At 58.8% G+C, this 23,527-nt stretch carries 20 protein-coding genes, 1 tRNA gene and 1 pseudogene; 16 read left to right on the forward strand and 6 right to left on the reverse strand.

The window, feature by feature from the left end:
- From AB1792_04990 to AB1792_05025, 8 genes and pseudogenes are all read left to right on the forward strand, one after another.
- A partial coding sequence (locus AB1792_04990) for a hypothetical protein (protein MEW5701567.1) occupies positions 1–384 on the forward strand: 384 nt, incomplete at its 5' end.
- Between the two features lie 256 nt (positions 385–640).
- Positions 641–1,033 carry a single-stranded DNA-binding protein gene (gene ssb, locus AB1792_04995; GenBank protein ID MEW5701568.1) on the forward strand — a complete coding sequence of 131 codons (393 nt, stop codon included), beginning with the start codon at positions 641–643 and terminating at the stop codon, positions 1,031–1,033.
- Between the two features lie 1,064 nt (positions 1,034–2,097).
- Complete coding sequence (locus AB1792_05000; GenBank protein MEW5701569.1) at positions 2,098–3,462, forward strand: hypothetical protein; 1,365 nt, start codon at positions 2,098–2,100, stop codon at positions 3,460–3,462.
- 1 nt (position 3,463) lies between these two features.
- Complete coding sequence (locus AB1792_05005; protein ID MEW5701570.1) at positions 3,464–5,215, forward strand: DUF87 domain-containing protein; 1,752 nt, start codon at positions 3,464–3,466, stop codon at positions 5,213–5,215.
- 379 nt (positions 5,216–5,594) lie between these two features.
- Positions 5,595–5,930, forward strand: a pseudogene (locus tag AB1792_05010) (single-stranded DNA-binding protein).
- Between the two features lie 462 nt (positions 5,931–6,392).
- Positions 6,393–6,608 carry a hypothetical protein gene (locus tag AB1792_05015; protein ID MEW5701571.1) on the forward strand — a complete coding sequence of 72 codons (216 nt, stop codon included), beginning with the start codon at positions 6,393–6,395 and terminating at the stop codon, positions 6,606–6,608.
- Positions 6,609–7,161: 553 nt separating this feature from the next.
- Positions 7,162–7,869: a methyltransferase domain-containing protein gene (locus AB1792_05020; GenBank protein MEW5701572.1), complete on the forward strand. Its 708-nt coding sequence runs from the start codon at positions 7,162–7,164 to the stop codon at positions 7,867–7,869.
- A gap of 37 nt (positions 7,870–7,906) precedes the next feature.
- A complete protein-coding gene (locus AB1792_05025) occupies positions 7,907–8,989 on the forward strand; it encodes a hypothetical protein (protein ID MEW5701573.1) in 1,083 nt (360 codons plus the stop codon).
- 70 nt (positions 8,990–9,059) lie between these two features.
- On the opposite strand, the gene AB1792_05030 is transcribed toward AB1792_05025, so the two are convergent.
- The gene (locus AB1792_05030; protein MEW5701574.1) at positions 9,060–9,641 is read right to left on the reverse strand and encodes an ImmA/IrrE family metallo-endopeptidase; all 582 of its coding nucleotides are present in this window, start codon (positions 9,639–9,641) and stop codon (positions 9,060–9,062) included.
- 1 nt (position 9,642) lies between these two features.
- Positions 9,643–9,993, reverse strand: a complete 351-nt coding sequence (locus AB1792_05035; protein ID MEW5701575.1) for a helix-turn-helix transcriptional regulator — start codon at positions 9,991–9,993, stop codon at positions 9,643–9,645.
- Positions 9,994–10,136: 143 nt separating this feature from the next.
- Between AB1792_05035 and AB1792_05040 the strand changes: the two genes are divergently transcribed.
- Together AB1792_05040 and AB1792_05045 are read left to right on the forward strand one after the other, a co-directional pair.
- Entirely contained in the window at positions 10,137–10,328 is a 192-nt protein-coding gene (locus tag AB1792_05040; protein MEW5701576.1) for a helix-turn-helix domain-containing protein, read from the forward strand.
- 164 nt (positions 10,329–10,492) lie between these two features.
- Complete coding sequence (locus AB1792_05045; GenBank protein MEW5701577.1) at positions 10,493–11,671, forward strand: site-specific integrase; 1,179 nt, start codon at positions 10,493–10,495, stop codon at positions 11,669–11,671.
- Here the strand turns inward: AB1792_05045 and AB1792_05050 are convergent.
- Positions 11,650–11,726: transfer RNA gene (locus tag AB1792_05050), tRNA-Met, on the reverse strand. The genes AB1792_05045 and AB1792_05050 overlap by 22 nt on opposite strands.
- A gap of 256 nt (positions 11,727–11,982) precedes the next feature.
- Here AB1792_05050 and AB1792_05055 point away from each other — a divergent pair.
- Positions 11,983–12,534 carry an HDIG domain-containing metalloprotein gene (locus tag AB1792_05055; GenBank protein ID MEW5701578.1) on the forward strand — a complete coding sequence of 184 codons (552 nt, stop codon included), beginning with the start codon at positions 11,983–11,985 and terminating at the stop codon, positions 12,532–12,534.
- Between the two features lie 181 nt (positions 12,535–12,715).
- Here AB1792_05055 and AB1792_05060 read toward each other — a convergent pair whose 3' ends face one another.
- Positions 12,716–14,047, reverse strand: a complete 1,332-nt coding sequence (locus tag AB1792_05060; GenBank protein ID MEW5701579.1) for a nucleotide sugar dehydrogenase — start codon at positions 14,045–14,047, stop codon at positions 12,716–12,718.
- Between the two features lie 118 nt (positions 14,048–14,165).
- On the reverse strand, positions 14,166–14,717 hold the full coding sequence (locus tag AB1792_05065) for an OmpH family outer membrane protein (protein ID MEW5701580.1): 552 nt from the start codon (positions 14,715–14,717) through the stop codon (positions 14,166–14,168).
- Positions 14,718–15,030: 313 nt separating this feature from the next.
- Between AB1792_05065 and AB1792_05070 the strand changes: the two genes are divergently transcribed.
- Complete coding sequence (locus AB1792_05070) at positions 15,031–17,004, forward strand: tetratricopeptide repeat protein (protein ID MEW5701581.1); 1,974 nt, start codon at positions 15,031–15,033, stop codon at positions 17,002–17,004.
- A gap of 414 nt (positions 17,005–17,418) precedes the next feature.
- On the opposite strand, the gene AB1792_05075 is transcribed toward AB1792_05070, so the two are convergent.
- Positions 17,419–17,721 carry a hypothetical protein gene (locus AB1792_05075; protein ID MEW5701582.1) on the reverse strand — a complete coding sequence of 101 codons (303 nt, stop codon included), beginning with the start codon at positions 17,719–17,721 and terminating at the stop codon, positions 17,419–17,421.
- 251 nt (positions 17,722–17,972) lie between these two features.
- On the opposite strand from AB1792_05075, the gene AB1792_05080 reads away from it, so the two are divergent.
- The 4 genes from AB1792_05080 to AB1792_05095 all read left to right on the forward strand — a co-directional run bounded on the left by AB1792_05080 (position 17,973) and on the right by AB1792_05095 (position 23,514).
- The gene (locus tag AB1792_05080) at positions 17,973–20,513 is read left to right on the forward strand and encodes a DUF2723 domain-containing protein (GenBank protein MEW5701583.1); all 2,541 of its coding nucleotides are present in this window, start codon (positions 17,973–17,975) and stop codon (positions 20,511–20,513) included.
- A gap of 309 nt (positions 20,514–20,822) precedes the next feature.
- The gene (locus tag AB1792_05085; GenBank protein ID MEW5701584.1) at positions 20,823–21,548 is read left to right on the forward strand and encodes a glycosyltransferase family 2 protein; all 726 of its coding nucleotides are present in this window, start codon (positions 20,823–20,825) and stop codon (positions 21,546–21,548) included.
- A 38-nt stretch (positions 21,549–21,586) separates the two neighbouring features.
- Positions 21,587–22,957: an Nramp family divalent metal transporter gene (locus AB1792_05090; GenBank protein ID MEW5701585.1), complete on the forward strand. Its 1,371-nt coding sequence runs from the start codon at positions 21,587–21,589 to the stop codon at positions 22,955–22,957.
- 143 nt (positions 22,958–23,100) lie between these two features.
- The gene (locus AB1792_05095; protein MEW5701586.1) at positions 23,101–23,514 is read left to right on the forward strand and encodes a universal stress protein; all 414 of its coding nucleotides are present in this window, start codon (positions 23,101–23,103) and stop codon (positions 23,512–23,514) included.
- The last annotated feature ends 13 nt before the right edge of the window (positions 23,515–23,527 follow it).

Here is a 23,527-nt window from a genome sequence, read left to right on the forward strand (position 1 = left end):
TCAGCGGCGTCCCATGATCCTCGTCCATACATCCGTCCTCCGTCCCCTAATCTGGCCCGGAGAACCGACGCAAACCATCAACTTTTAGATGCTAAATCTGTCCGACTGGAGCTGAAACAGGACATCAAAGAGATAGCGGGATTCAGGGTCCTTTTCATTGTGCCAGGTTCTCTTACCGAAAACGGCTCCCCGGCAGGAAGGCTTGCCAACATGCTCGCTGCAATGCCGAGATTCGGGACGCGATTCGCCACCTCTGAGCTTTTCTGGTTCGCTCCGTTCGAGTCCATTGACCTTGAAAATCCTCTATCCGTCTTCGACAGGTTCTGGTTTACAGCCAATCCCCAACGAAATCTTCAGAGCTTGATTGAAGACGATCCGCGCTAACACCGGCCCGAGCGAATTCCGCCCACTCCGTATTCTTGGTCCAAGCTGACCAGTGAGGGCAAGGCGAGGCGGTAGGTGACGCCCACGTCTTGGTCCGCGCGGCTCAACACCTCATCAGGGAGTGCGCGCGCGGCGCGGAATTGCCGGGCCGGCAATCGCCTCGATTTCCAAACCAAAGTCCCAAAGCGTCGACGCGGTGAGTCAGCGTAAATCGCGACGACAAAACTATTCATGCGCTGCAGAAAGGAACACTCGTATGGACCTCAACAAACTCAGTTTGATCGGCAATCTAACTGCCGATCCCGAATCGAAGACGTTTCCGAACGGAGACGTGGTCGTCCGCTTTTCGGTTGCCACCAATCGGACATGGAGAGATCCCAACACGGACGAACAGCAAAAACACGTTGAGTACACCGCAGTCGCGGCCAGAGGCAAACTGGCCGACATCGTCCAACAGTACCTCCACAAGGGAAGCCGCGTTTACGTCGAAGGACGGCTCAAGACTCGCCGTTGGAAAGACAAGGACGGCAATCCCAAGTCCAAGACGGAGCTGATCGTCTTACGGCTGATCATCTTCGGCGGCCGACAAGCCCGACCGGAAGATTTCAACACGCGCCTCGATCTCGAGAACGCGACAAAGCCTGTCTGATCCACAGCGAACATCGTTCTTTCCTTCAAACAAAAGACCGAAAGGAGGTACTGCGTGAAGCAGACCAAAGCGCAGGACGCTTGCAGTAATGCAAGATCGTTCTCGCTTGGAAGCATCGTCATCACGTGCGGGGCGCACGTGGCTCTCACGGACGAAGACGTCCGAACAGCACTCTCACGTCACGCTCGGTGCGACTGGGGCCACCTCGAAGCCGAGGACATTCGGAGCAATGACCACGCCTTGGAAAGTGGAGGCCGATTGTTTTCGGCCTACCACTCTGAACAAGGCACAAAGTTTTGGGTCATCACCGAATGGGATCGGTCGCTTACGACCATTCTCTTGCCCGAGGAGTACTGAGGAGCGAAGGGTGGCTCAAACCACCTATGGGGCCTGAAAGTATTACTTCAGGCCCTTTTCATTCTTGCTGAATCCGGTGCGCGTTCCGGCCCGATTTTCTGCTTGATTCCGCAATCTCCCGAAATTTCTTGCCTTTCCTGGGCTTAGCCCTGTGGCCGAGTCGATGGGCCATGATAGGTCGGCGGGGAGTTGGGCATGACACGTTTTCCTCTAACAATCTCACTTCAGGAGTTTCGCTCGCGCTTCTGGGCGAACAAGAAAAAAGACCCGCCGAATGACGGGTCTCGCATGTGAACGGGGTTCTCTGGTATGGATGTTACCTCGCCAGCTCCATACGGTCAATCAGTGCCGCGAGTTTCGCGCGCCACACCATCAGGTCCTTCTTTCGACCGCATTCACGCAACAATTTCATGTGCGCGCTGTACAGTTCGAGACAGAACCGATGAGTGCGGTCACCCATATCCTCCGACGCGTCCAGTAGTCTCTCCATCACTTCAAACGCGGCGATTGGCACGTCATGTATTCCCTGTCCTCGAAGCGTCTTTGACGCACTGCAAGCCTTTGCCATCTGGCGGTTCCTCCTTGAGAGCCGGTGACTGGTTAGAAAGAGCCTCTTTTCCCCCTGTATCGGCCCTCAAGGATGGCGCAATACAACAATCCATGATTGCACACTTTCGCAAACCTGTCAACCCACGGAGGGAACGCCCATGAGTACACACGCGAACCAGTCGGAGCTCAACTCGTCGCTAGATCAGCTCTTCAGAAAAGTCACCGATGAGTTCAAGGAAGAACGCGCAAAAGAGTACGGAGACCCAGAGACCAGAACGGCGAGACTTAAGCCGCCCGTTCTGAAGTTCATTCGTACTGCTCGCGAACATCTTGAGCGAGCTGGCGATGCCGACGCAGTCAAGTACGTTAAGGCTTTCGAATGGTACTGGACCGACCATTCGAAAGTCACCACCGACCAAGAGTCCGATGAGTTCATGCAAGAATGGTTCCGCAGGCGCAAGGACAACAATAAGGCACCGATTCTCCGCGTCCATGCGCTGTTCGAGAAGCTCAACAAGGACACCGAGGATCCACTCGTCGCGAAGCTCATCGGTGATCACATCCAAATGATGCTTTTAGATGCATCGATCTCGAAGGATGGAAAGGGCGATTTCGGATTGATGCTGAAAGCGATGCTTCAACCTGCAGTGAAGCAGTTCTTTGGAATCTTCGACCGGAAGTTGGGTGACCGCTCCCAGAGAAAGCAACAAGTAGTCGCGCCGACCGCCGCTGTCATGGGCGAGGTAGCGAACAAGCTGGACTCGGAGTCCCAGCCGCTCGCCGCGGCCTATCTGAGGGCCTTCGAAAACATGCTTGACGGAGCCCCTGACGATCCAGAGGACGCTCAGGCACACTCGGACGAAGTTGGTTCTCTTGTCCGAGATTGGGAGAAGGTGCGGAATCAGACTCCGGCCAGCGCAATTGATTCCGCACGAGTGGCCCTGGCACGGCACATGGAAACTGTGGAAAAGGACGAAGTGCGAAACATGCTCGTACTGCAACTTCATCTAATGAAGTGTGACGCGGATGAAGCAGGAAAGGCTCGGCCCGATGTAACCCCCGAAGAGGAATCTTCACCTACAGTGCTTGGGATGCTTGTCAAGGTGGTCGGCACTGCCGCGTTCAAAACATACGACCGCGTCCGCTTCATCTTGGACAGGGAGATTCCGGGAGGAGCGGATACCGTTGACATCCCGACGTTTGTCAAGCTCTGCACGCTCAATGGAACACAGTTTTACAATTCGGTCGCCGATCTCAAACGCGAACATTACAAAATGGCGGCTACCGCGGCGGACACAAAACCACCGCAAGAGAAGGAAGATCCCATCCGCAAGATCGAACGCGAAGAGGCGGTGTGGACGGCACTTCACAAGCGGGCGGCACGATTCGCCAGACACAGGACGGAGCTCTTGGCGGGGCTCAAGAGGGAGTTGCGAGAAGCGGGATTCTCGGAAGAGGAAATCCAAGACATGGTGGCCGACTTCGAACGGACCTTTGATGACCTAACAGGTGGAGACAAGTAGCATGGTACAAACAAAGCGCTTCAAACTTGGTAAGCACGCTCTCAAAGGGAGCGCTTTCACAGTCAAGGGCGACGAGCTTCAGACCCATGCCATGATCGTCGGTGGCACGGGTCGAGGGAAAAGTAAGTTTCTGGAATTGGCTGCGAGAAACTTCATCGAGTCAGAAACTCCCATCGTCGTCCTCGACCCCCACGGGGACACCGTCAAGAACATCTTACAGCACGCTACCGAACGACACTTGGACAACCGAGTGGTGTGCATCGACCCCAACCAAGCCGTGGATGAGGCGGTCTATCCGCTCAACTTTTTACAGCGTACATCGGATGACATAGCGACGCATGCCAGTCACATTATGCGGGCCATCGCCAAGGTCTTCGGTGAAGAGGACTCGCAGTCGAAGCCACGGCTTGAACGCCGCGAGCGTGCGACGCTTATGGCACTCATTGAAGCGTCTTACTCGATGGCCGAGATGTTGCACTTCCTGTCGATCAGCGACCCACGATTCCGGCAACACGTGCTCAAGCGTGTAACGGACCCGTACGTGTTGTCCGAGTGGTCGGAGTACGACTCCATATCACGACGGGCCGAACGCGAACAGCTGCTGGAATCCTGTCTTAACCGTGCGGCGAAAATCATTCTCAACGAGCCGGTGAGACGCTGCTTGGGAGCACCATCCTGCAATCTCGACTGGGAAGATGTCGTTCGAAACAAGAAAATCGTTCTCGTGAATCTGCAACCGACGAAGGTGAGCCGGGAATGCATGCAACTCATGGGAATTCTGATTCTCGACCACCTGGTTCGGTTCGGAACGCGTTCAACCCGTCCTCTTAGTTCGCCCCTCTATGTATTGTGCGACGAACTGGATGAGCTCGCGAGTCCTGATCTGTCGTACGCACTGCAAGCACTTCGTAAGAGGCGCATTTTCGTCTGGGGGTGCATTCAATATCTTGAGCAGCTTCGCACCCACGACACAACCTCGAAACTGTACCATTCCTTCATGGCGAATGCGGATCTCAAAGTCGTGTTTCACACGACATATGAGGATGCCCAACTTCTCGTTCATGAATTGTTCGCCGGAGAGTTTCGCGGCGACATCGTGAAAGACGAGATCAAGAGAACGACTCCGATTCCCGTGGAATCGGTCAGAAAGGTGTTCGGAACGACCGAGCATGAGAGTGCGACGCAGTCATCGGCGGACACAACAGGTTCTGCAGTATCGAGTAACACGGTTGACGTTGACATGCGCTCTCACGCGCATGGTACGAATGAAATCCTCAGTCCTGACGGAACCATCGTTAGCCGGGGAGGCAGCGATATCGAGACGCGTGGAACGTCTACTGCGCGAGGATCATCGGATGTGAGTAGCTCACAACACATGGAAGGGAGCGCACATACCGTGTCGCGCGGAAGTAGCGTTTCTGAAGTTCCCTTTTATGAGTACCTCTTGCGTCAGGAATTGACCAGCCGCACGTTCTATACGATCGAGGAGTTGACCGAGCAATTCATCGCGTTTCTCCAGTGCCAGCCGGAACGTCACGTCCAGATTAAGCTGAAGGATCGCAAGGGCGCACCGGTCGTGTTGAGCTTCGTGCACCCAACCCGAATACGGGAGAAACACGTTCTGAAACTCATTCATCGCAGTAACGAAAGAGTTGCGCTCCCGCCGCCTAAGGTGGATGCAATTCTGCACGAACGGTTGAAACTACCCGAGGCTGTCGAAGCAATCGAGGATGAAACACCGCGCTGGGAATAGCAGCGCTGGTGGTGTGCATAAAACTGAATAAGTACGCCGTCTTGCCTCACCGTTGGCAGGGCGTTATAGAGTCTCAACACCCGTCCAAGGTAGTACAAGTCTCCACCTTGACGGGCTGCGCTCTTTTCGGCTGGTGGACAGCTTGCACCTGACCACAGCCTTCACCGGCTTGGCCTCGACAATCTCCGTTTGAAAGAGCATCCTCTTTCGCTCTCCGACTATCTCAGCTACTCCAGCCCTCTATGTTGGGTTGCCACGGGCGGAGAGGCAATCCAGTGAACGCCTCACCAGATTCATCCTTAAGCGCTGGAGAAAGGAATCGAGCGCTATGAATCTGAACAAGGTCAGTCTCATCGGATAGCTCTCTGTCGATCCGTCCACTTCGAAGGACGCCTCCGGAAAGAGCGTCGTAACTTTCCCGCTGGTCACGTCGTACTCCTGGGACGACGCCGTCTCTGCGAGACGCGAGCACCTCTACGAAGTGCATCCGGTTGTCGCCTACGGCAATCTCGGAACGATCGTCCAGAAGTATTTGAAGAAGGGCGACAGAGTGTACATAGAAGGTCGGCTGCAAAGACAGCAGTGCCGCAACGAGAAAGGTGAGAAGAGAACGTGCACGGAAGTTCTCGCGACGCAGTTGCTCATGCTGGGCGGCAAATCGAAGACCAGAGCGCCTAAAGACTCAGCTGAGGTCTCAACCGAGACCGCGAAATAAAAAGGGGGGCAGCGGAGAGGGTACATCCCTCTCCGCTTTTTTCGTGCTCGTCAGAAAGTATTGAGCACGATGTTCTAAGCGGTTACACCGATGCTGGCGTTCGCGCATCGGTGTGTTGTTTCATTCCCCACCCTGATTTTCAGCTCGCAAAGACTCCGGGACACCAAGCCGGGACGCTGTCTTGCCGTAGGGCTTGGCAGGGTGTCATAGAGACTCAGTATCCGCCCAAGGTAAGAACGCTTCGCGTCTCCACCTTGACGGACAGCACCGACCTTGGCTGATGGATATCCCTTGCTGAGATACCCACAGCAGGACGCCTTGGCCTGCAAAGACTCCGCTCTCCGAGCGAAATCTTCTTCGGCTACTCCAGCCCTCTATGCCATGGGAGGAGGGCAGGAACGGCAAACCAGCGTCAGCCATTCCGCTCTAATCATTCTCCGCTGGAGAAAGGACCACACGTCCATGGCATACATAGACGGTGTTTACAAGCGCCTCGACGAGATCACGGGTGATCCTCGTGAGCCGATGAGCGACGTTCGCGACCGGCTCAAGGCGTTCATCGCCGAAGAGATTCGGAAGTCGTTCTGGAACGGGGTCAAGTCCGGTTCGGGGCGGCGATCACGCTCTCCGAAAGACCAGCCAGTCTCGTCCGAGGAGGTGACGGTGTCCAAACAGTAGGGCACTGGCCGGCGCAGGCGGCGGCCAATCCGCCTGCACTCCAATCTAATCATTCACACGGTATCACGTATGCGAAATCAGTACAACTCACCGAGCCTCTGGAGCTATATCCTCAAGGGGTTCATGGAGTTCGGCGTCGGAGTAGCAATCGTGCTCGGACTGCTACTCCTTCTCAAGGGCGGGCTCTAATCCCGCCCTTTTGTTCTTTTTTGCTCGCGGAAAATCTGCCCACCCAATCTCTTGCCGTGTAAGGCATTATCCCGTATTCTGTCTAGAGCGGCGGCATCCCTTGCGGTCAAGCCGTGTTGTGAACGCTTGGCCGGAGGGTTCCCGAAGGAGTGACAAATCTGTGCAAGACCCGCCACTGAAAATCGACTCGTTGGATTCAAGTACATTTCCGAGACGTACTGACTATTCCAACGATCAAATTGCCCGCTATTATAGGGAAACTCGCTGGCAGTACCGTGGACTGTGGACCGGCAAGCGCAGCCTTGCCCTCCATTACGGCTACTCGGATGAGACTACTCGTGATCACGTGGATGCTCTCCACCGTATGAACGCTGTCCTGGCGGAACGAGCACGAATCTCCGCAACCGATTCCGTATTGGACTCCGGATGTGGCTGGGGAGGATCCACAATCTGGCTCTACCAAAACCGAAAGTGTGATGCTCTCGGAATAACTCTCGAGGGCGAGCAAGTCGCAAAGTGCTGGGAGAAAGCTGAAGATGCCAAAGTCGCGCGGTACGTCAATTTCCTAAGGGCTGACTTCCACGACACGCCGTTCCGTGACGGTGCCTTCGACGTTGTGTGGGCGTTGGAGAGTTTCTGCCATAGCGACGACAAGCCGCGTGTCCTACGAGAAGCCCATCGTTTGCTGAAAAGAGGGGGACGGTTGATAGTTGCAGACTACTTCCGTGCAGCTCGTGACCTCAATGAACCAGCCGATTCACTCCTCAGGGTGTGGCTTGACCAGTGGGTCGTACCGGGACTTGACACGATCCCGGAGTATACGACCTATCTTGTCCAAGCAGGCTTCGAAACGCTCGATGCAGAGGACATAACTGATCGGGTGCGCTTTTCCTCGCTCCTCCTCTATAAGAAGGGTTGCCGCCTTGCGCCCTTCGCACGCCTCCTGAACAAATTGCGTCCTTGGTTCTACACGGACATGAGCCACGCAAACTGGAGATCATCGATCCTTCAGCACGAAGCGCTTGAGGCTGGCGCTTGGCGCTACGGCATTATACTTGCGCGCAAGCCGTAGTTTCTGAGGAAACGATAAGCTGTGGGGACCAATACCCATGCTAAGTCAAGAGATTCAAAAAGCCCAACCCCCTTATATCGCAATTCTCTCCCTATTCAGCTTTGGAGGCAGGCTCGGTCCGACGCTTGCATCGGTAGTTCTCGCAGCCTTTGTATTCATCATGATGTTGTTGCTATCTCTGCTGGACCCCGGCCTCCAGAATGTTTGGTCACTAATAGACCTGCCTTTCTTGATCGCTGCAACTATAAGACTCACATCCGCAGGCTACTTCGCAGTCCTCAGGGAGGCGTCTGCAATCGAATCCCTTCTCGTGGAGGTTCCGCAGCGAGATTGCGTCCGCCAGGTTCTCGTCGATATGTTTCGAGCACGCCTTCAAATGGTCTCTAGTTGGTTCTTTTCTCTCTTGATGGTCGGTTCACTCATTGTTCTACGAGAACTCGTCGGTCTTCCCACCGTCTTTCAACAGCTAGGCACAATTGCGTTTTACAGTGGCCTCATTGGGGTATTTGTTGCGGGTTTCTTCGGCGGGTGGGGGTTTTGGCTGGTGACGTCAATGGTTCGATTCATTCTCGTGCTCGGCCGATTACCCGCGTTGCGCTTGGATAATTTGTCGCCTCACTCAACAGTTGGCCTGCAACGAGTCCAGAGCCTTGTTCGTCTCTTCGCTGTGTGTTATTCCGTTGGCGTCGTAGCTATTGGTATGCCAATCCTATTTCTCGAATGGTCTGCGCACAGCCTCTTAGTACGGATCATCACAGTTTATCTCTGGCCGGTACTCTTTGGAGTAGGGCTTCTCGTTTTTCTATTGATTCTGCCGAGAGTCGTTTTCTCTCATCATGTACGTCTGAAACGGGATGCGAGCTTGACCAAACTCCAGGATCAAATTGAACGTATTATGTCTTCTCATTTGTCCGAGGCTGATACTGACGAATTGGTCAAACTTGGAAAACTTCAAACTCAGCTTCTTGGTGCTCGTCTATCTCTTCTAGATCCCGGGGGGCTAATCACGTGGGTTTCAAGTCTCGGCATCCAACTCCCGTTTGTCGTTCAATGGTTCGATCGCGTGGGTCTCGACTGGAAATCCTTCATATCAAGAGTGGCTAGCTCAATCACGGGCTAGTCCTATCCGATTGAGCCTATCAGCAAGAAGCGACATGGATTTCACATTCCAAACCAGCGCCTATACCGACTCAGGCGGTCTCCACTGGCACGCCGAGATTGATCAGCCGAAACACCATCGCCTCCAAACTCACCCGATACCGGGAAGCAAGTGGCTTTATGTCTGTGAGACTCCGTATCGGAACGGAAATACTCCGCTTCTCTATATCTGCAAAGAGCAAGTCCTGTGGCATCAGTAGAGCAGCCGCGAATCGGTTTGCCTCAATCTCGTGTGGATCCGTTGCCATCGAGGAGACCTTGTCCCTAAAGAACCGCTTTCCGCTTTCCGTCTCCGCAGGCTTGGCGAGTTCGCCTGCATACTTCCTGTCAATGTAAATGCTGCCATCGTGTAGCACGAGATGGCCAATCTCATGGGCTACGGTGAAACGCTGGCGCAAGCCATTGTCATTATTGTTCACGCCGATCACGCATTCGCCCGCACGCCGGTATAGAACACCAGACAGGTCACCTTCATACGGTTCCTTGCGCACGGCAGCACCGAGCTTTCGCGCAATCCGTTCTACAGGAATTGGCGGAGAATCCACTCCGAAGTCGCCAAGAATCTTAGCGACCCGCTTCTCGATCCGCTCCTGTCCTATTGTCGCTTTTGCCATACTACTGCTCCGCGGTTATCGGTCGCCTGACCACTTTCGAAAGCCACTTCGCAAGCTTCGGGTCCTTTGCCAGTTCAGACTGAAGCGTTTCGTCCCCAGACGGAAACATATCCTCAACTGATGGTAGCAACCGCGCGGGGTCAACATCCAGTCCCCGGGCTATCAAGTACAGATGGTGAACCGCGAGTCGCTGTCTCCCTGATTCAATGTTTGCCACGGCTGAACGCGTCAATTCTCCACCCGTCCGATCCGCCAGTTGCTGTTGAGTCAACCGCCTGGCAGCGTTTCGACGGGCTTCCGCGATCGCTTTGCCCACCGTCCGGTACACGTGAGAGTATCCGCTCCGCTCCATCACGCAGTCAAGGAAAACCCGCACAAGAAATATGTCAAGGATAAACACAATGTGTCTATATGACACAATCTGAACGTCAAGAATCTTGACACGCCTTTCCGCCCGGTGTTTCTTGCAGTCGACACTCGAACCATGGGGGGCACATGAATCGGTTTCTCAGCGTCAAAGAACTCGCGGAAGTCCTGGGCGTCCCCGTCTCGTGGATCTACGACCGAACCCGTCAGGGAGGACCCGAGCAACTGCCGCACTACAAGGTCGGGAAATACGTCCGGTTTTCGGAGGCGGAAATCGAAGAGTACCTCAAAGCCAAGAGTCAGCAGGCGGAATCGATTTAGCTGATTGACCGCGACTGACCGAGCGGGTAGGTTCTATTCCGATGACTGCCCGCCACACCAGATCATGGAATCAGACACGCGCCCTGACAGTGCTCTTTATGAGCGTCAGGGCATTTGCGTCTACTCTCAAGCAAGCCACACCGAAGGGAGGTGATGACGACACAGTGGCAAAAGGAAGCGTCATTAAGCGCTCTGGAAGCTGGTACGCGGTCTATCGGGATGGCAGCAGACAGAAGTGGGAGAAGGTCGGAACGTCGAAGCGAACAGCCGAGAAGGTCCTGGCGGAACGTCTGGATCAACTCAATTCTGGTGGCTACCAGGAACTGACTCAGATTCGCTTCCGCGAATTCGCCGAGAAGTGGCTCAAGGACTACGCCGAAGTCAACACCAAGCCGTCGACGTATCACTCGTACGTGGGCGTCATTCAGCTGCATTTGAATCCGTATCTTGGCGACCGGTGGCTCCACAAGATTACCGCCGGACACATTCAGGAGATTGTCTCCACGAAGATCTCCGATCACGGTCTCTCGCCGAAGTCCGTTGGCAACGTCCTTGTTGTTCTCAAACGGATGTTCCAGCACGCCGTTCTCTGGGGCTACCTCAGACGCAACCCGGCCGCGCTCGTGCAGAAGCCGCGCGTTGAGCGTCAGGAGATGGACATCCTCAACCCCGAGGAAGTCCGGATCTTCCTGCAGCACGTGCGAGCCAAGCACTACGCCTTGTTCCTGACGGCAGTGCTCACGGGCATGCGCCGGGGAGAGCTTCTCGCCCTCCAATGGGGAGACATTGACTGGCGCTCGTCGCAGATCATCGTTCGACGGTCCCTGTACAAGGGACAGTTCACATCACCGAAGACGAAGTATTCTTGCAGACGCATCGTCATGTCCAAGACCCTACAGGAAGCACTCCAGCAACACCGTCTGATTTCGATTCGCTCCGAGGACGACTTGATCTTCTGCAACGAGAACGGCAAACCTCTCGATCCCGACGACCTCGTCAAGCGGGAGTTCTTTCCCGCACTCGACAGAGCTGGCTTACACCGGATACGCTTCCATGATCTGAGGCATACCTACGCTTCACTCCTGATCGCGCAGGGCGAAAACATCAAGTTCATCCAGCACCAACTCGGCCACGCGTCAGCGACAACGACGCTCGACCGGTACGGACACCTCATGTCCGATCGGAACGTCGAAGCGGCAGAACGCCTCGATCAAACGGTTTTCGGAGGTTTTGTTAGAAAACTGTTAGAAAATCCGGAATCTGAAGGCATTCCCCAAAAACACGAACTCCCCGAAGTGTTTCCACTTCAGGGAGTTAAGCTTGGTAGCGGGGGGAGGATTTGAACCTCCGACCTTCGGGTTATGAGCCCGACGAGCTACCAGACTGCTCCACCCCGCGGCCAGCCGGAAAGAAAGCGCGGGGCCGCGTCACAAGTCAAGGGGTTCATGGCTTTCCGCCTCCAGGCCCAACGAGTTACTCCGCCGCGGCGGACTCCACCCTGCGGCCGGTGGGGAATCCATGAATGCCGTCCGGGGACGTCAGGCGGCTCCTGGCGCTTGGCTTCGCAGGGAGGCGTTGCCGCTTGGATCGTGGGGTTGAATGGGATGCGGGGGTGGTGTACCCTTGCGTTAGGAAGCGGCTGCGGGAGGCGGATATGGATCGGGATCAGGCGTGGGCGTTACTGAACGAGTACACCAAGAACCCGGCATTGATCAAGCATGCGCTGGCGGTCGAGGCGGCGATGAAGGCATACGCCCGCCAGTACGGCGAAGATGAGACTGTCTGGGGGATCATCGGTCTTCTGCACGATTTCGATTACGAGCGCTACCCCACGCGTGAGGATCATCCCGCGCGCGGGGCCGAGGTTCTGCGCGGGCTGGGCGTGAGCGAGGACTGGATTCGGACCATCCTGTCGCACACGCCATACACCGGCGTGCCGCGCGACACTCAGGTGGCGAAGGTCCTCTTTGCGGTGGATGAGCTGTGCGGCTTTCTGACGGCGTGCGCGCTGGTGCGTCCGGACAAACGCATTGCGACGGTCGAAGTGGCCTCGGTCCGGAAGAAGATGAAACAGAAGGCGTTTGCCGCGCAGGTCTCGCGGGAGGAGATCACAGCCGGGGCGGAACAACTCGGTGTCGATCTGGATGCGCACATCGCCATGGTGCGCGATGCGATGGCGGGGATTGCCGGGGAGTTGGGGCTGTAGGCGTATCTGGCGTCGTGAGTCGACGGAAGAATCGCTCACCCGCCCGCCTTTGGCGGGCGACCTCCCCCGGAGGGGGAGGTTAAGAGCTATACCTTGCTCATTGATAACCTCTCCCTACGGGAGAGGTCGATCCGGGCTTTAGCCCGGATCCGGTGAGGGAGAAGTCGTCCATTGCTACCCCTCACAACTTCCGCACCCGGCCGGTGCCGGGCGGGACGTGCTTGGTCGCGTTGCGGCAGTCGAAGACCAAGCGTGAGGTGGCGCAGATGTGCGGATAGTCGAAGGCGGAATGGTCGGTGAGAATGACGACGCAGTCGGCGGCGGCCAGCGCGGTGTCGGTGAGGTCGATGGCGCGCATGTCGGAGCCATCCTCCATCTTGACGCTCGGCACATGGGGATCGGCATAGGTGACCTGCGCGCCGCGGACGTGCAATAGGCGGATCACATCCAACGAGGGCGATTCGCGGACATCGGAGATGTCGCGTTTGTAGGCGACGCCCAGGATGAGAATGCGGGCGCCGCGCAAAGCCTTGCCATCTTCATTGAGTAGGCGGGCTGTGCGGTCGACGACATACTCCGGCATGTGGGAGTTGATCTCCCCGGCCAACTCGATGAAGCGGGCATAGTAATTCAGCGATTTGAGTTTCCACGACCAATAGTGAGGATCGATAGGAATGCAATGTCCGCCCAGCCCCGGACCGGGATAGAACGGCATGAAGCCGAACGGCTTTGTCGCGGCCGCCTCGATGATCTCCCAGACATCGAGGTTGAGACGGTCGCACATCAGCGCCACTTCATTGACCAAACCGATGTTCACCGAACGGAAGGTGTTTTCCAGCAACTTCACGGTCTCGGCCGCCTGCGTGGACGACACAGGGACGACGGAATCGAGGAATATTCGGTAGAACACCTGCGCGACGCGGGTGCAGGCGGGCGTGGTGCCGCCGACGATGCGGGGGGTGTTCTTGGTGCCGTACTGGGGATTCCCCGGATCGACCCGCTCGGGCGAGAAGGCCAGATAGAAATCCCGACCGACTTTGAGGCCACCCGCTTCCAACTTGGGACGGATCAGTTCCTCGGTTGTGCCGGGATAGGTGGTCGATTCCAGCACCACCAGCATGTCCTTGTGCAGATGGGTGACGACGCTTTCGACCGCGGCCAGAATATAGGAGACATCGGGGTCCTTGGTCTTCGAGAGCGGGGTCGGCACACAGATCGCCACGCAGTCGGCGGTGGCGAGGACACACGGATCGAGCGTAGCACGCAGCTTGCCGGCTTTGACGAGTGGCGCGAGCGTGGCATCATCGATGTCATCGATGTCGGAGTGTCCGGCGCTGATCGTGTCGACCTTTTTCTGTAGAATCTCCAACCCGATCACATTCAATCCGGCCTTGGCAACTTCCACCGCCAACGGGAGGCCGACATAGCCGAGGCCGATCACGATGACCGTCGCGGTGCGGTCGGCGAGCTTGTTCTCCAGGGTGGAGCGTGTCAGAGTTTGCGCGGTGTTCATGTTATGTTCCTACGATTCCCACCCCCACCCCCGCCCTCCCCGTCCACGGGGAGGGGGAAGAAGTCCTCCCCCCGTTGACGGGGGGAGTTAGCGGGGAGGAGTGAGTCCAAAGTCAGCGCTATCGCAGCTTGGCCAGTTCCACCAGCACGGCATCGGTAACGTCGAGTTGGTCCGATGTGAACAGCGGATTGATCTGCTCCAGATCCAGGATCAAATCGAGTTTCTGCGCCTGGGCGACGACCTTGGCCGCCTCCGCCAGCTTCTGGTAGAGGGGCGTCATCAGTTCGGATGAATGGGTCTCGATGATCCCATTGGTGCCGAAGGTCTCATCCATGAACGTGCCGAACTCCCGGGATTTCTCGGTCAGGGCCCGCCTATATCGATCGACCGTGGCCGACAGATTGCGGTCCGTCGCCTCCTGCAGTTCCTGCGACAGCGAATCGAGCTCGGCGCGTTTGCGATCGCGACGCTTCTCGAAGTCGGCCACCATGTCATCGATTTCCTTCAGGGCGCTTTTGAACGCGGGCGAGTCCTTGCGCACACGCTCCACGTCGACCGTACCGACATGCACCTGTGCCAGCGCGGGGCGGGCGCCTGTCAGCGCGACCATCACGGTCACGGCCGGCAGGCAGCGCCGCAGTACCCAGCCCGGAACTCTCTGTCTACGCATCGCTTCTCCCATCATGCGGCGTCTGTGGCCGCTTCTTCCGTGCGTCGCTTGGACCCTGCGGCGTTGCCGGTGGTTTGGCTGCACCTTGGGGTCGTTTCATTATATCGACCGTTGCAGCCCCGGTCAATTCCCCACCCGGACAGCGGTCGATTATGTCAATGGCTTATAGCGCCCGCAGGGCGCTATCGCCCCTGGCTGTTCCCGTTTTTTCGCGCGGCGGTTCCGCCGCGCGAGGATCAAGGTGTTATCTTCCGCTGGTGTTCCCGGGGAGGGGGAACTGACGCTGACTTGGAGGTTACAATTGGTTTTGCCAATGATGATCAGAAGATCCGTCCGGCATACGATGTTGATATCCACGTCCATGCTCCGTAAGGCGGTGACAGCGACGGCGGCGGGTCTCGTTGCGCTGGCAGTCTTGATTCCTTCCGGCGCGGCGCCGCAGGCCCAGACCAGAGCCAGAGCTCCGCGCGACACGGTCCGTCTCATTCCGCCCATTCTGGACACCGCCCTTCTCCGCAGCGGCGAGTTGGTGCCCGGTCGGGGGGTGCGCGTTCGGGTCATGTCTGGCCACCTGCGCCCGGAGGTGATGGAGGCCGAGCAGTTGATGGACCAGCAGCGGTTCCAGGATGCGATCAACCTCCTGACGCCGATCTGGGACAGCACGCCATCGCCGTCCCGCGACGATCCGGTGGCATCATCACTCAAGCGTGCCCATCGTGGGCTCAAGGACTACGGCGGTGTGTTCCGCGTCCTACACAAGCAGTTGTCGGCTCAACCGGGGGACCCGCTGCTGTTGTCGGAGCTGGCGGATACATACTTCGCTGCCGATGCCGCGGATTCGGCGGCGGCGGTCCTGCGTCAATTGATCGCGGCGTCTCCCGAGGATCCGTCGCGTTACCAGTTGGCTGCGGAGTCGTACATGCGAAGTGGCCGAACCAACGACGGGGTAGCGACTTACAGAGCCGGTCGGGCACGGATCGGCGATTCGGCGATCTTTGCCGAGAATCTGGCCCGCATCTTGGAGGCGCGTCGGGAGTACACCGGCGCCATCAGCGAGTATTTCCGTTGGCTGGGTGCGCAACCGGATGCGGGGGCCGTGGTGCAACGGGAGGTCACGACCCTGATCAAGATCTCGGAGGCGGCCGACCAGGTCACCGCGGCGCTGCGGAAGATCGTCATTGCCTCGCCGAAGAACGAGTTCGCCCATGCCCTGTACGGCGATCTGTTGGCGGAGTCGGGGCAGCTCGACAGCGCCTTTGCCGAGTACCGGCGTGCCGATCTTTTGGCGTCGCAGCCCGGCAAGCACCGGCGCGCAGGGATTGAACGCTGCCTGGAAACCAGGCACTATCGCGAAGCGCGTGACGAGGCGATCGCGTTTCTGCAAGACTACCCCGGCCACCCGGATGGGATCCGTGTCTGGCTGGCGCGGGGACGCGCGGAGTTGGCGCTGGGGCAGCCATTCGTCGCCGCCGACCTGCTCAAAGAGTTGATGGGGCAGATGCCCGACTTGCCGGAGCGTACCCGGATCGCGTACGAGGTCGGCGAGATCTACCGGCTGCACACCGACCGGCAGGATTCGGCACAGGTCTATTTCCGCCGCGTGGTCGAGCACCCCGGACGGGTGCCGGAGCGGGCGGTCGCTTTGCTTCGCTTGGGAGAAATCGCGATCCACGACGGCAGCCTGGTGCGCGCCGATTCGATCTTCCAGCAGGCCGGGGGGGAGAATCCGACGCCACCGCTGGAGGAGGAGATTGCCTTCCGTCGGGGGGAGCTGCTGTTTTTCACCGGCGCCTATGATGAGTGCTCGGCGCATCTCACAGAGTTGGTCAAGCGATTTCCCCGCGGGATGTTTGTGAACGACGCTCTGGAACTGAGTCTGATGCTCAAGGAGAACAAGGACGCCATGAACTGGTCGTTGAATCGCTACGCGGCGGGGATGCTGGCGGCGCGTCGCGGCCAGACCGACTCGGCTCTGGCGTATTTGGCGACGCTGGCGGGGGATTCGGCCAACTCGCTGGCGGACGAGGCGATCTTCCAGGAGGGGCTGCTCTACACCGCGATCGGCCGCCCACAGGATGCCGGGGCGGCATACCGCAATCTGATCGCGCGCTATCCCGACTGCTTCCTTGTTCCCCGGGCGTGGGTCCGTCTGGGAGAGCTCTATGCCGGACCATTGGCCGACCTCGCCCAGGCGCGGGCCGCCTACCAGACTGTCCTAACCGACTTCCAAGATTCGCCTCTGGTGGAGGAGGCACGACGGCGTCTGCAGGCGCTCCCATCACCGTGAGGCGACTCGGCCCCGGGATGGGTTTGTGAATCTCTAAGCGCCTCTAATGAATGAATGGGCGAGAGAGCTCCCTCACTCGATCCGTCCTCTGGACGGATCGACCTCTCCCGGAGGGAGAGGTGACTTATTCCCTCTCCCTTCTGGGGAGAGGGCAGGCCTGCCCTGAGCGACTTGTCCTGAGCGGAGTCGAAGGAAGCCGAAGGGGTGAGGGGTTGTTGCCAGCGCATTGCACATCGCGAAGCCACATCGTGCCATGAACTTCTCGTTGTGTTACACGCTCAACTAGAACGCTGCGGTCAGGTGTCCACACCTGGCCGCAACGCCGGGTGTAGGCACCCGGCGCCACCGTGTGTCTTGGTCGGGATCTCGGATATGCGGCAGCGTGCCGCTCACTGCCGACCGTCTGGGGCGAACTCAAACCCCGAAACCGGCCGTCTGGACCGGCTCACGGACTCCCATTCCCGCGTTCTTCTTCAGCGCGAAGACTTCCTCTTCGAGCGCCATGATGCGTGCCGTCTGTTGCTCAAAGGTCCGCAGTCGCATCTTGGTGGTGGTGCGGACCAGGAGCCCGAGCGATACCAGCATGAACAGCACCGAGTTCACTTGGCGGAAGATCTCGCCGTAATTGAACAGACTGTCCAGAAACGCCATGACCCCCATGGCGAACAGGACACCGCACCAGATCAACATCTCACCCTCCCGGGTATGGTGGTTCACGGCACCGCCGGATGGCTCCGGCTTTTTGATTGTCGCGGCGCCGATTGGACATTACCTTACCGGCCTTTGATTTATCGACCGTTTGTCGGGGAGCTTGAGATCGGGCAGGGAGTCCAAGGCCAGCATGGGAAGTCGACGCTGAGAGGATGCCAGGGCCCACGGCCCAAGACCGACCAGAACGGAGAGTTCTGATTCCCTTGAATTGAACCGGCGGAAACCCGCCAAGTGTCGTTTTCGACGAGCCCAAGACCATGGAAGAATCCCGTTTTCGCAGAACGCAATACGTCGTCGGCGGCCTCACCGCCTTGTTCACGCTGATGGTCTATGCGATGACGGTCGCGCCGACGTTCTCGTATTGGGACTGCGGCGAGTTCATCGCCTGCTCCTACATCCTGGGGATCCCCCATCCCCCGGGCACACCGCTGTTTGTGATGCTGGGGCGGGTCTTCACGCTGTTGCCGATCTCCGCCGACTACGCGGTTCGGGTCAATTACATCTCGGTGGTGACCAGCGCCATGGCGGCATTCATCGCCTTTTTCGTCACGGCGCGGCTGGTCCGTGCCGGTCTCCAGGGAATGACCCTCCACCCCTTGGAGCGCTGGCAGGCGATGGTGGTCCTCGGTGGGGGAGTTTGCGGGGCGCTGTTCCTGGCGTTTTCGAGCACGCATTGGAATAACGCCGTGGAGGCGGAAGTCTACGGCGCCTCAATGTTCCTTATACTGGCGCTCGGCTGGATGGCAATGCACTGGGCCGACGAACACTCCGAACTCCGGGTCAACCGGTATCTGGTCGCCATCTCGTACGTGGCCTTGCTGTCCGTGGGCATCCACATGACGGTCTACCTCGTGATGCCGGTCGTCTTTCTGTTCGTGATCATCGTCGACCCCGCGTTGCGACGGGATTGGCGTTTCTGGCTGACCGGATTGATTCTGTTCACCGTTGCCGTCGACCTCACCTGGTTCCTGCTCGGATCGGCCTTCTGGCTGGCGATCAGCGTGATCATGGCCCTCGGTCGCCGGGCGTTGGGATGGGGGCTGATCGCGGCGATCATGGTCGCCGCCTGGCTGGGATACTCGTCGCAACTGTTCCTGCCGATTCGTTCCGCGCAGAATCCGCACATCGATGAAAACAACCCGGAGACCTTCAAGGCCTTCCGCAGCTTTCTGGAGCGGAAGCAGTACGGCCAGACCGGGATGATCAAACGATCGTTCGACCGTCGCGGTACGCTGGCCAACCAGTTCGGCGATCATGCCCACATGGGGTTTTACCGCTACTGGCGCGTGCAATACGGCTTTGACGGTTGGGCGATGTTACCCGTGATCCTGGTGGGGTCTTTCGGAGCGTACTGGCTCTACCGTCGGTCACCGCCACAGGGGGTGTTCCTCGTCGCTCTGTTTCTGGTCGGCTCGGTGGGGCTGATCTGGTATATGAACTTCGCCGACGGGACGCAGTACTATCGTCTCAATCCCGACGCCTACATGGAAGTGCGCAACCGGGATTATTTCTTCACGCCCGGGTTCATTGTCTTTGGCATGATGATGGGTCTGGGGTTGGCGGGGCTGGCCGCGCGGCTGGGAGAGAAGGGTGGCCGTGGCCGCACGGCGGCGGTGGCTGTGGCGGTTATCGCGGCGCTCTTGCCCCTGCGGACACTGCAGGCCAATTGGCGCGGCGCCGACCGCTCGCAGAATTACACGCCCTACGATTACGCCTGGAACCTGCTGCAGTCGTGCTCGCCGAATGCGATTCTCTTCACCTCGGGCGACAATGACACCTTCCCCTTGTGGTGCATCCAGGACGTGTACGGCGTGCGCAAGGACGTCTCCATCGTCAATCTGTCATTGGCGCAGACCGACTGGTACATCATGCAGATGAAGTACCAATGGGGTCTGCCGGTGACATTCGATGATGATCAGATTCTATGGACGGTTCCGGACAACACCACCGGCGGGTTGCTCGAACGCCCCAAGGAGCCCTATCGCGACCCGGTGTCCGGCAATCGCCACTACCTGTTCGCCACCCGTGACGGTGACCGCTACGTGCCGGTGAGCATGATGATCGTCGAACACGTCGTGATCAACAACGCGAAGGACGGTTGGAAACGCCCGATCTTCTTCTCCTCCGGTCCGGCCGACAAATCGCGGTTGGGACTGGAAAAACGCACGCGCATGGTTGGCCAGGCATTCGAGGTGCTCCCGGAAGAACGCGCCATGGAGTTCGATTACCCGGCAACGGCGAAGCTGATGGATTCGGTCTTTCTCTACCGCGGGTACGACAACCCGAAGGTGGGATTGGACGACAACGGTGTCGGCATGTCGCTGGCGTTTCCCGAGCGGATGATTGCCGTGTCCGACTACTATCGGCGTGCCGGAGATACGACCCGCTGGATCGATTGGATGGACAAGGCCCGCAAGACGTTTCCGGCATACTATCGCACGCATGAGACGTGGGCGGCATATCAGCATGTCACCGGTGACTCGGCGGCCGCGCAGCAAACGCTGGTAGACGGCGTTGCGACGATTCAGCGGTATGTCGACGAGATGCCCGACAACCGGCTGTACTGGTTTTCGTTGGGGAAAATGCAGGAGGACGCAGGCCGTGACACCGAGGCAGAGCGGTCGCTGGCGCGTGCCTTCTGGATGAATCCGAATGACGGGATGGTGTACAACGACTATGTCGGCTTCCTGGCGCAACGCGGCAAGACCGCGGAGGCGGCACGTGCGGCGGTGCGTTGGTTGACCTACTATCCCAAGGATCAGCGCGCCCGCACCCTGGCCGGCGCGGCACGACGGTAAGAGCCGCAACAGGATGAGTAGTGCTGTTCATCTTGCGAGAGCCTTGATTCCCGTGTTGAGCGCGATTACCCCTCACCCCTTCGGATTCCCTCGACTCCGCTCGGGACAAGTCGCTCAGGGCAGGCCGACCCTCTTCCCAGAGGGGAAAGGGGAAGTCTAACCTCTCCCTCCGGGAGAGGTCGATCGGCCGCTGGCGGATCGGGTGAGGGAGTTCTTTCGCTCGTTCATTTCGTTAGAGGCCCTTGGCCATTCTGTCAGACGATCTCACGCCATGATTCTCAGCCCCAGCCGCCCGATCCGGTCGCGCCCGTGAATAGTCCCGCGCCGAAAATCCTCGCTTGCGTCTTCGTCTACAACGAGGGCGAGAAGCTGCAGGCGACGCTGGCGCGTTTTCCCGAGAGGCGCAACTACGATGTCATCGTGATGGACGACGGCTCGACCGACGAGGCGCGGGCGATCATCGACCATTTCCCGTTCGTGCATCTGCGTCACGACACGAACCGCGGCGTCGGCGCCGCTTTTCGCACCGCTTTCGCCTATGCGCTGGAACGCGGGTATGACATCTTCATTCCCATGGCGGGGAACGGCAAGATGCACCCCGAGGACATTCCCTCGCTGCTGGCGCCGATTCTCGAAGACGGTTACGATTACGTGCAGGGCTCGCGTTACATGCCCGGCGGCTTCCACGAGCATCTGCCGCAGTTCCGGAAACTGGCGATCCCGATCGTCACCCGCCTGATCGGGCTGCTGATCGGATATCGCGGCGGCACCGACATCACCTGTGGCTTCCGCGCCTACAAGCTGGCGTTGATCCGCGACCCGCGGCTGGACATCAACCAATCCTGGCTGGACCGCTATGAAATGGAATATTACATACACTACTATGCCGTGACGCTGGGATACCGGATTACCGAGGCGCCGGTGGCGATGCGCTACCCCGCCTCGAAGAAGAACTACTCCAAGATCCGCGTCTTCACCGGCTGGTGGTCGATGCTGCGCCCGTGGGTGTACCTGACGTTGGGGCTGAGGAAGTAGACGGCGCGACCGCCACGCTCTGTGGCAGGTACTACTTCATGAAGCAGCGACGGTCGCGATCTCCATCCTCCACAGCTAAACCGACCGACGGCTGGCGGCGCGACGTCAGCACACCCTCGATGCCGGAGGTGCACGCGTCGATCCCGGTTTCGGACGGGGCCGGCTTCTGGCGGAAGCTGTGGGTCTTCAGCGGCCCGGGGCTGATGGTCGCGGTCGGGTACATGGACCCGGGGAACTGGGCGACCGATCTGGCCGGGGGTGCCCGATTCGGATACGCCCTGCTGAGCGTGATCCTGATCTCCAATCTGATGGCGATCCTCCTGCAGCATCTGGCGCTCAAGCTGGGGATTGTCTCCGGGCGAGATCTGGCACAGGCCTGTCGCGATCACTATTCGCGCCCGGTCGCCATGGTCCTCTGGGTGCTTTGCGAGATCGCCATCGCGGCCTGCGATCTGGCCGAGGTGATCGGCTCGGCGATTGCGCTCAATCTCCTCTTCGGCATTCCGCTGGTCGTCGGCGTGGTCCTCACGGCCGCCGACGTCCTGTTGGTGCTGTTCATGCAGTATCGCGGGTTTCGCTATGTGGAATCACTCGTGGCCGGGTTGATTGCCGTGATCGGCGGCTGCTTTGCCTACGAGTTGATCGTCGCTGAGCCCTCCTTGTCGGCGATGCTGGGTGGTCTGGTGCCTCGGCCGGAGATCATCACCAATCCGGGGATGCTCTACATCGCCATCGGCATTCTCGGCGCCACGGTGATGCCGCACAATCTGTACCTGCACTCCAGCATCGTCCAGACCCGCGCCTATGAGCGCACCGACAACGGGCGGGCGCTGGCAATCCGTTTCGCCACGATCGACTCGACCGTGTCGCTGCTGTTCGCCTTCTTCATCAATGCGGCGATCCTGATTCTGAGCGCCGCGGCGTTCCATGGCTCCGCGCACGAGGGGGTCGCCGACATTGCCGATGCTTATCAGTTGCTCACCCCGATCCTCGGTGCCGCCTTTGCCAGTACGCTCTTTGCCGTGGCGCTCCTGGCCTCGGGTCAGAACTCCACGCTGACCGGAACCATGGCCGGCCAGATTGTCATGGAGGGATTCCTCGACATCCGCATCCGTCCGTGGCTGCGACGATTGATGACGCGGCTCGTGGCGATCGTTCCGGCGGTGATCGTCGCCGGTTTTTCCGGCGAACGCGGCGTCGGCCAACTCCTGATTTTGAGCCAGGTGATACTCTCGCTGCAGCTCGGGTTCGCGGTCGTGCCGCTGGTCCAATTCACCAGCGACAGGAAGAAGATGGGGCGATTCGCCAATCGACGCTGGCTGGTGATCGTGGCCTGGATCGTGACTTTCGTTATCATCACGCTGAACGTATTCATGTTGGCGCAGACCGTGCGCGAATGGGTGGGTTGAGTGAGGCGATGATCCCGGCGACACATGATGCCCCCGTGGCGCCGGGTGCCCACACCCGGCGCCGCGGTCAGGTGTGGGCACCTGACTGCACACTCCTGCCGTTCGGAGATCGATCGGCATTGGGATTCCAGTGGAGGTGACCCATGTACCGACATATCTTGATACCGCTGGAGAACACGCCGACCGACGAGGCGATTCTGGCCCATATCCGCGGGCTGGCGCGCTTCACCAAGGCGAAGCTGACGCTGATTCATGTGGCCGATGGCTACATGGCGCGCAATCAGAAGTACTTCGGCGAATCGGAGGAGATGCGCCGGGACCGCGACTACCTGGCGCGCCGCGAAAGCGAGTTGAAAGCCGAGGGGTTCGAGGTCCGCACTCTCTTGGTGTGCGGCAATCCCGCCAAAGAGGTACTGGCGGCGGCCGACAGTGAGCATTGCGACTTGATCGCCATGGCCACGCATGGACATCGGTTCATCGGCGACCTCATCCGGGGGAGCGTCGCCTCCGATGTCCATCACCGGGCCAGAATTCCGGTGCTGCTCGTCCGCGCGTGATGACGGATCGCGG

The sequence above is a fragment of the Candidatus Zixiibacteriota bacterium genome (assembly GCA_040752595.1).
Lineage (GTDB): Bacteria > Zixibacteria > MSB-5A5 > WJJR01 > WJJR01 > JACQFV01.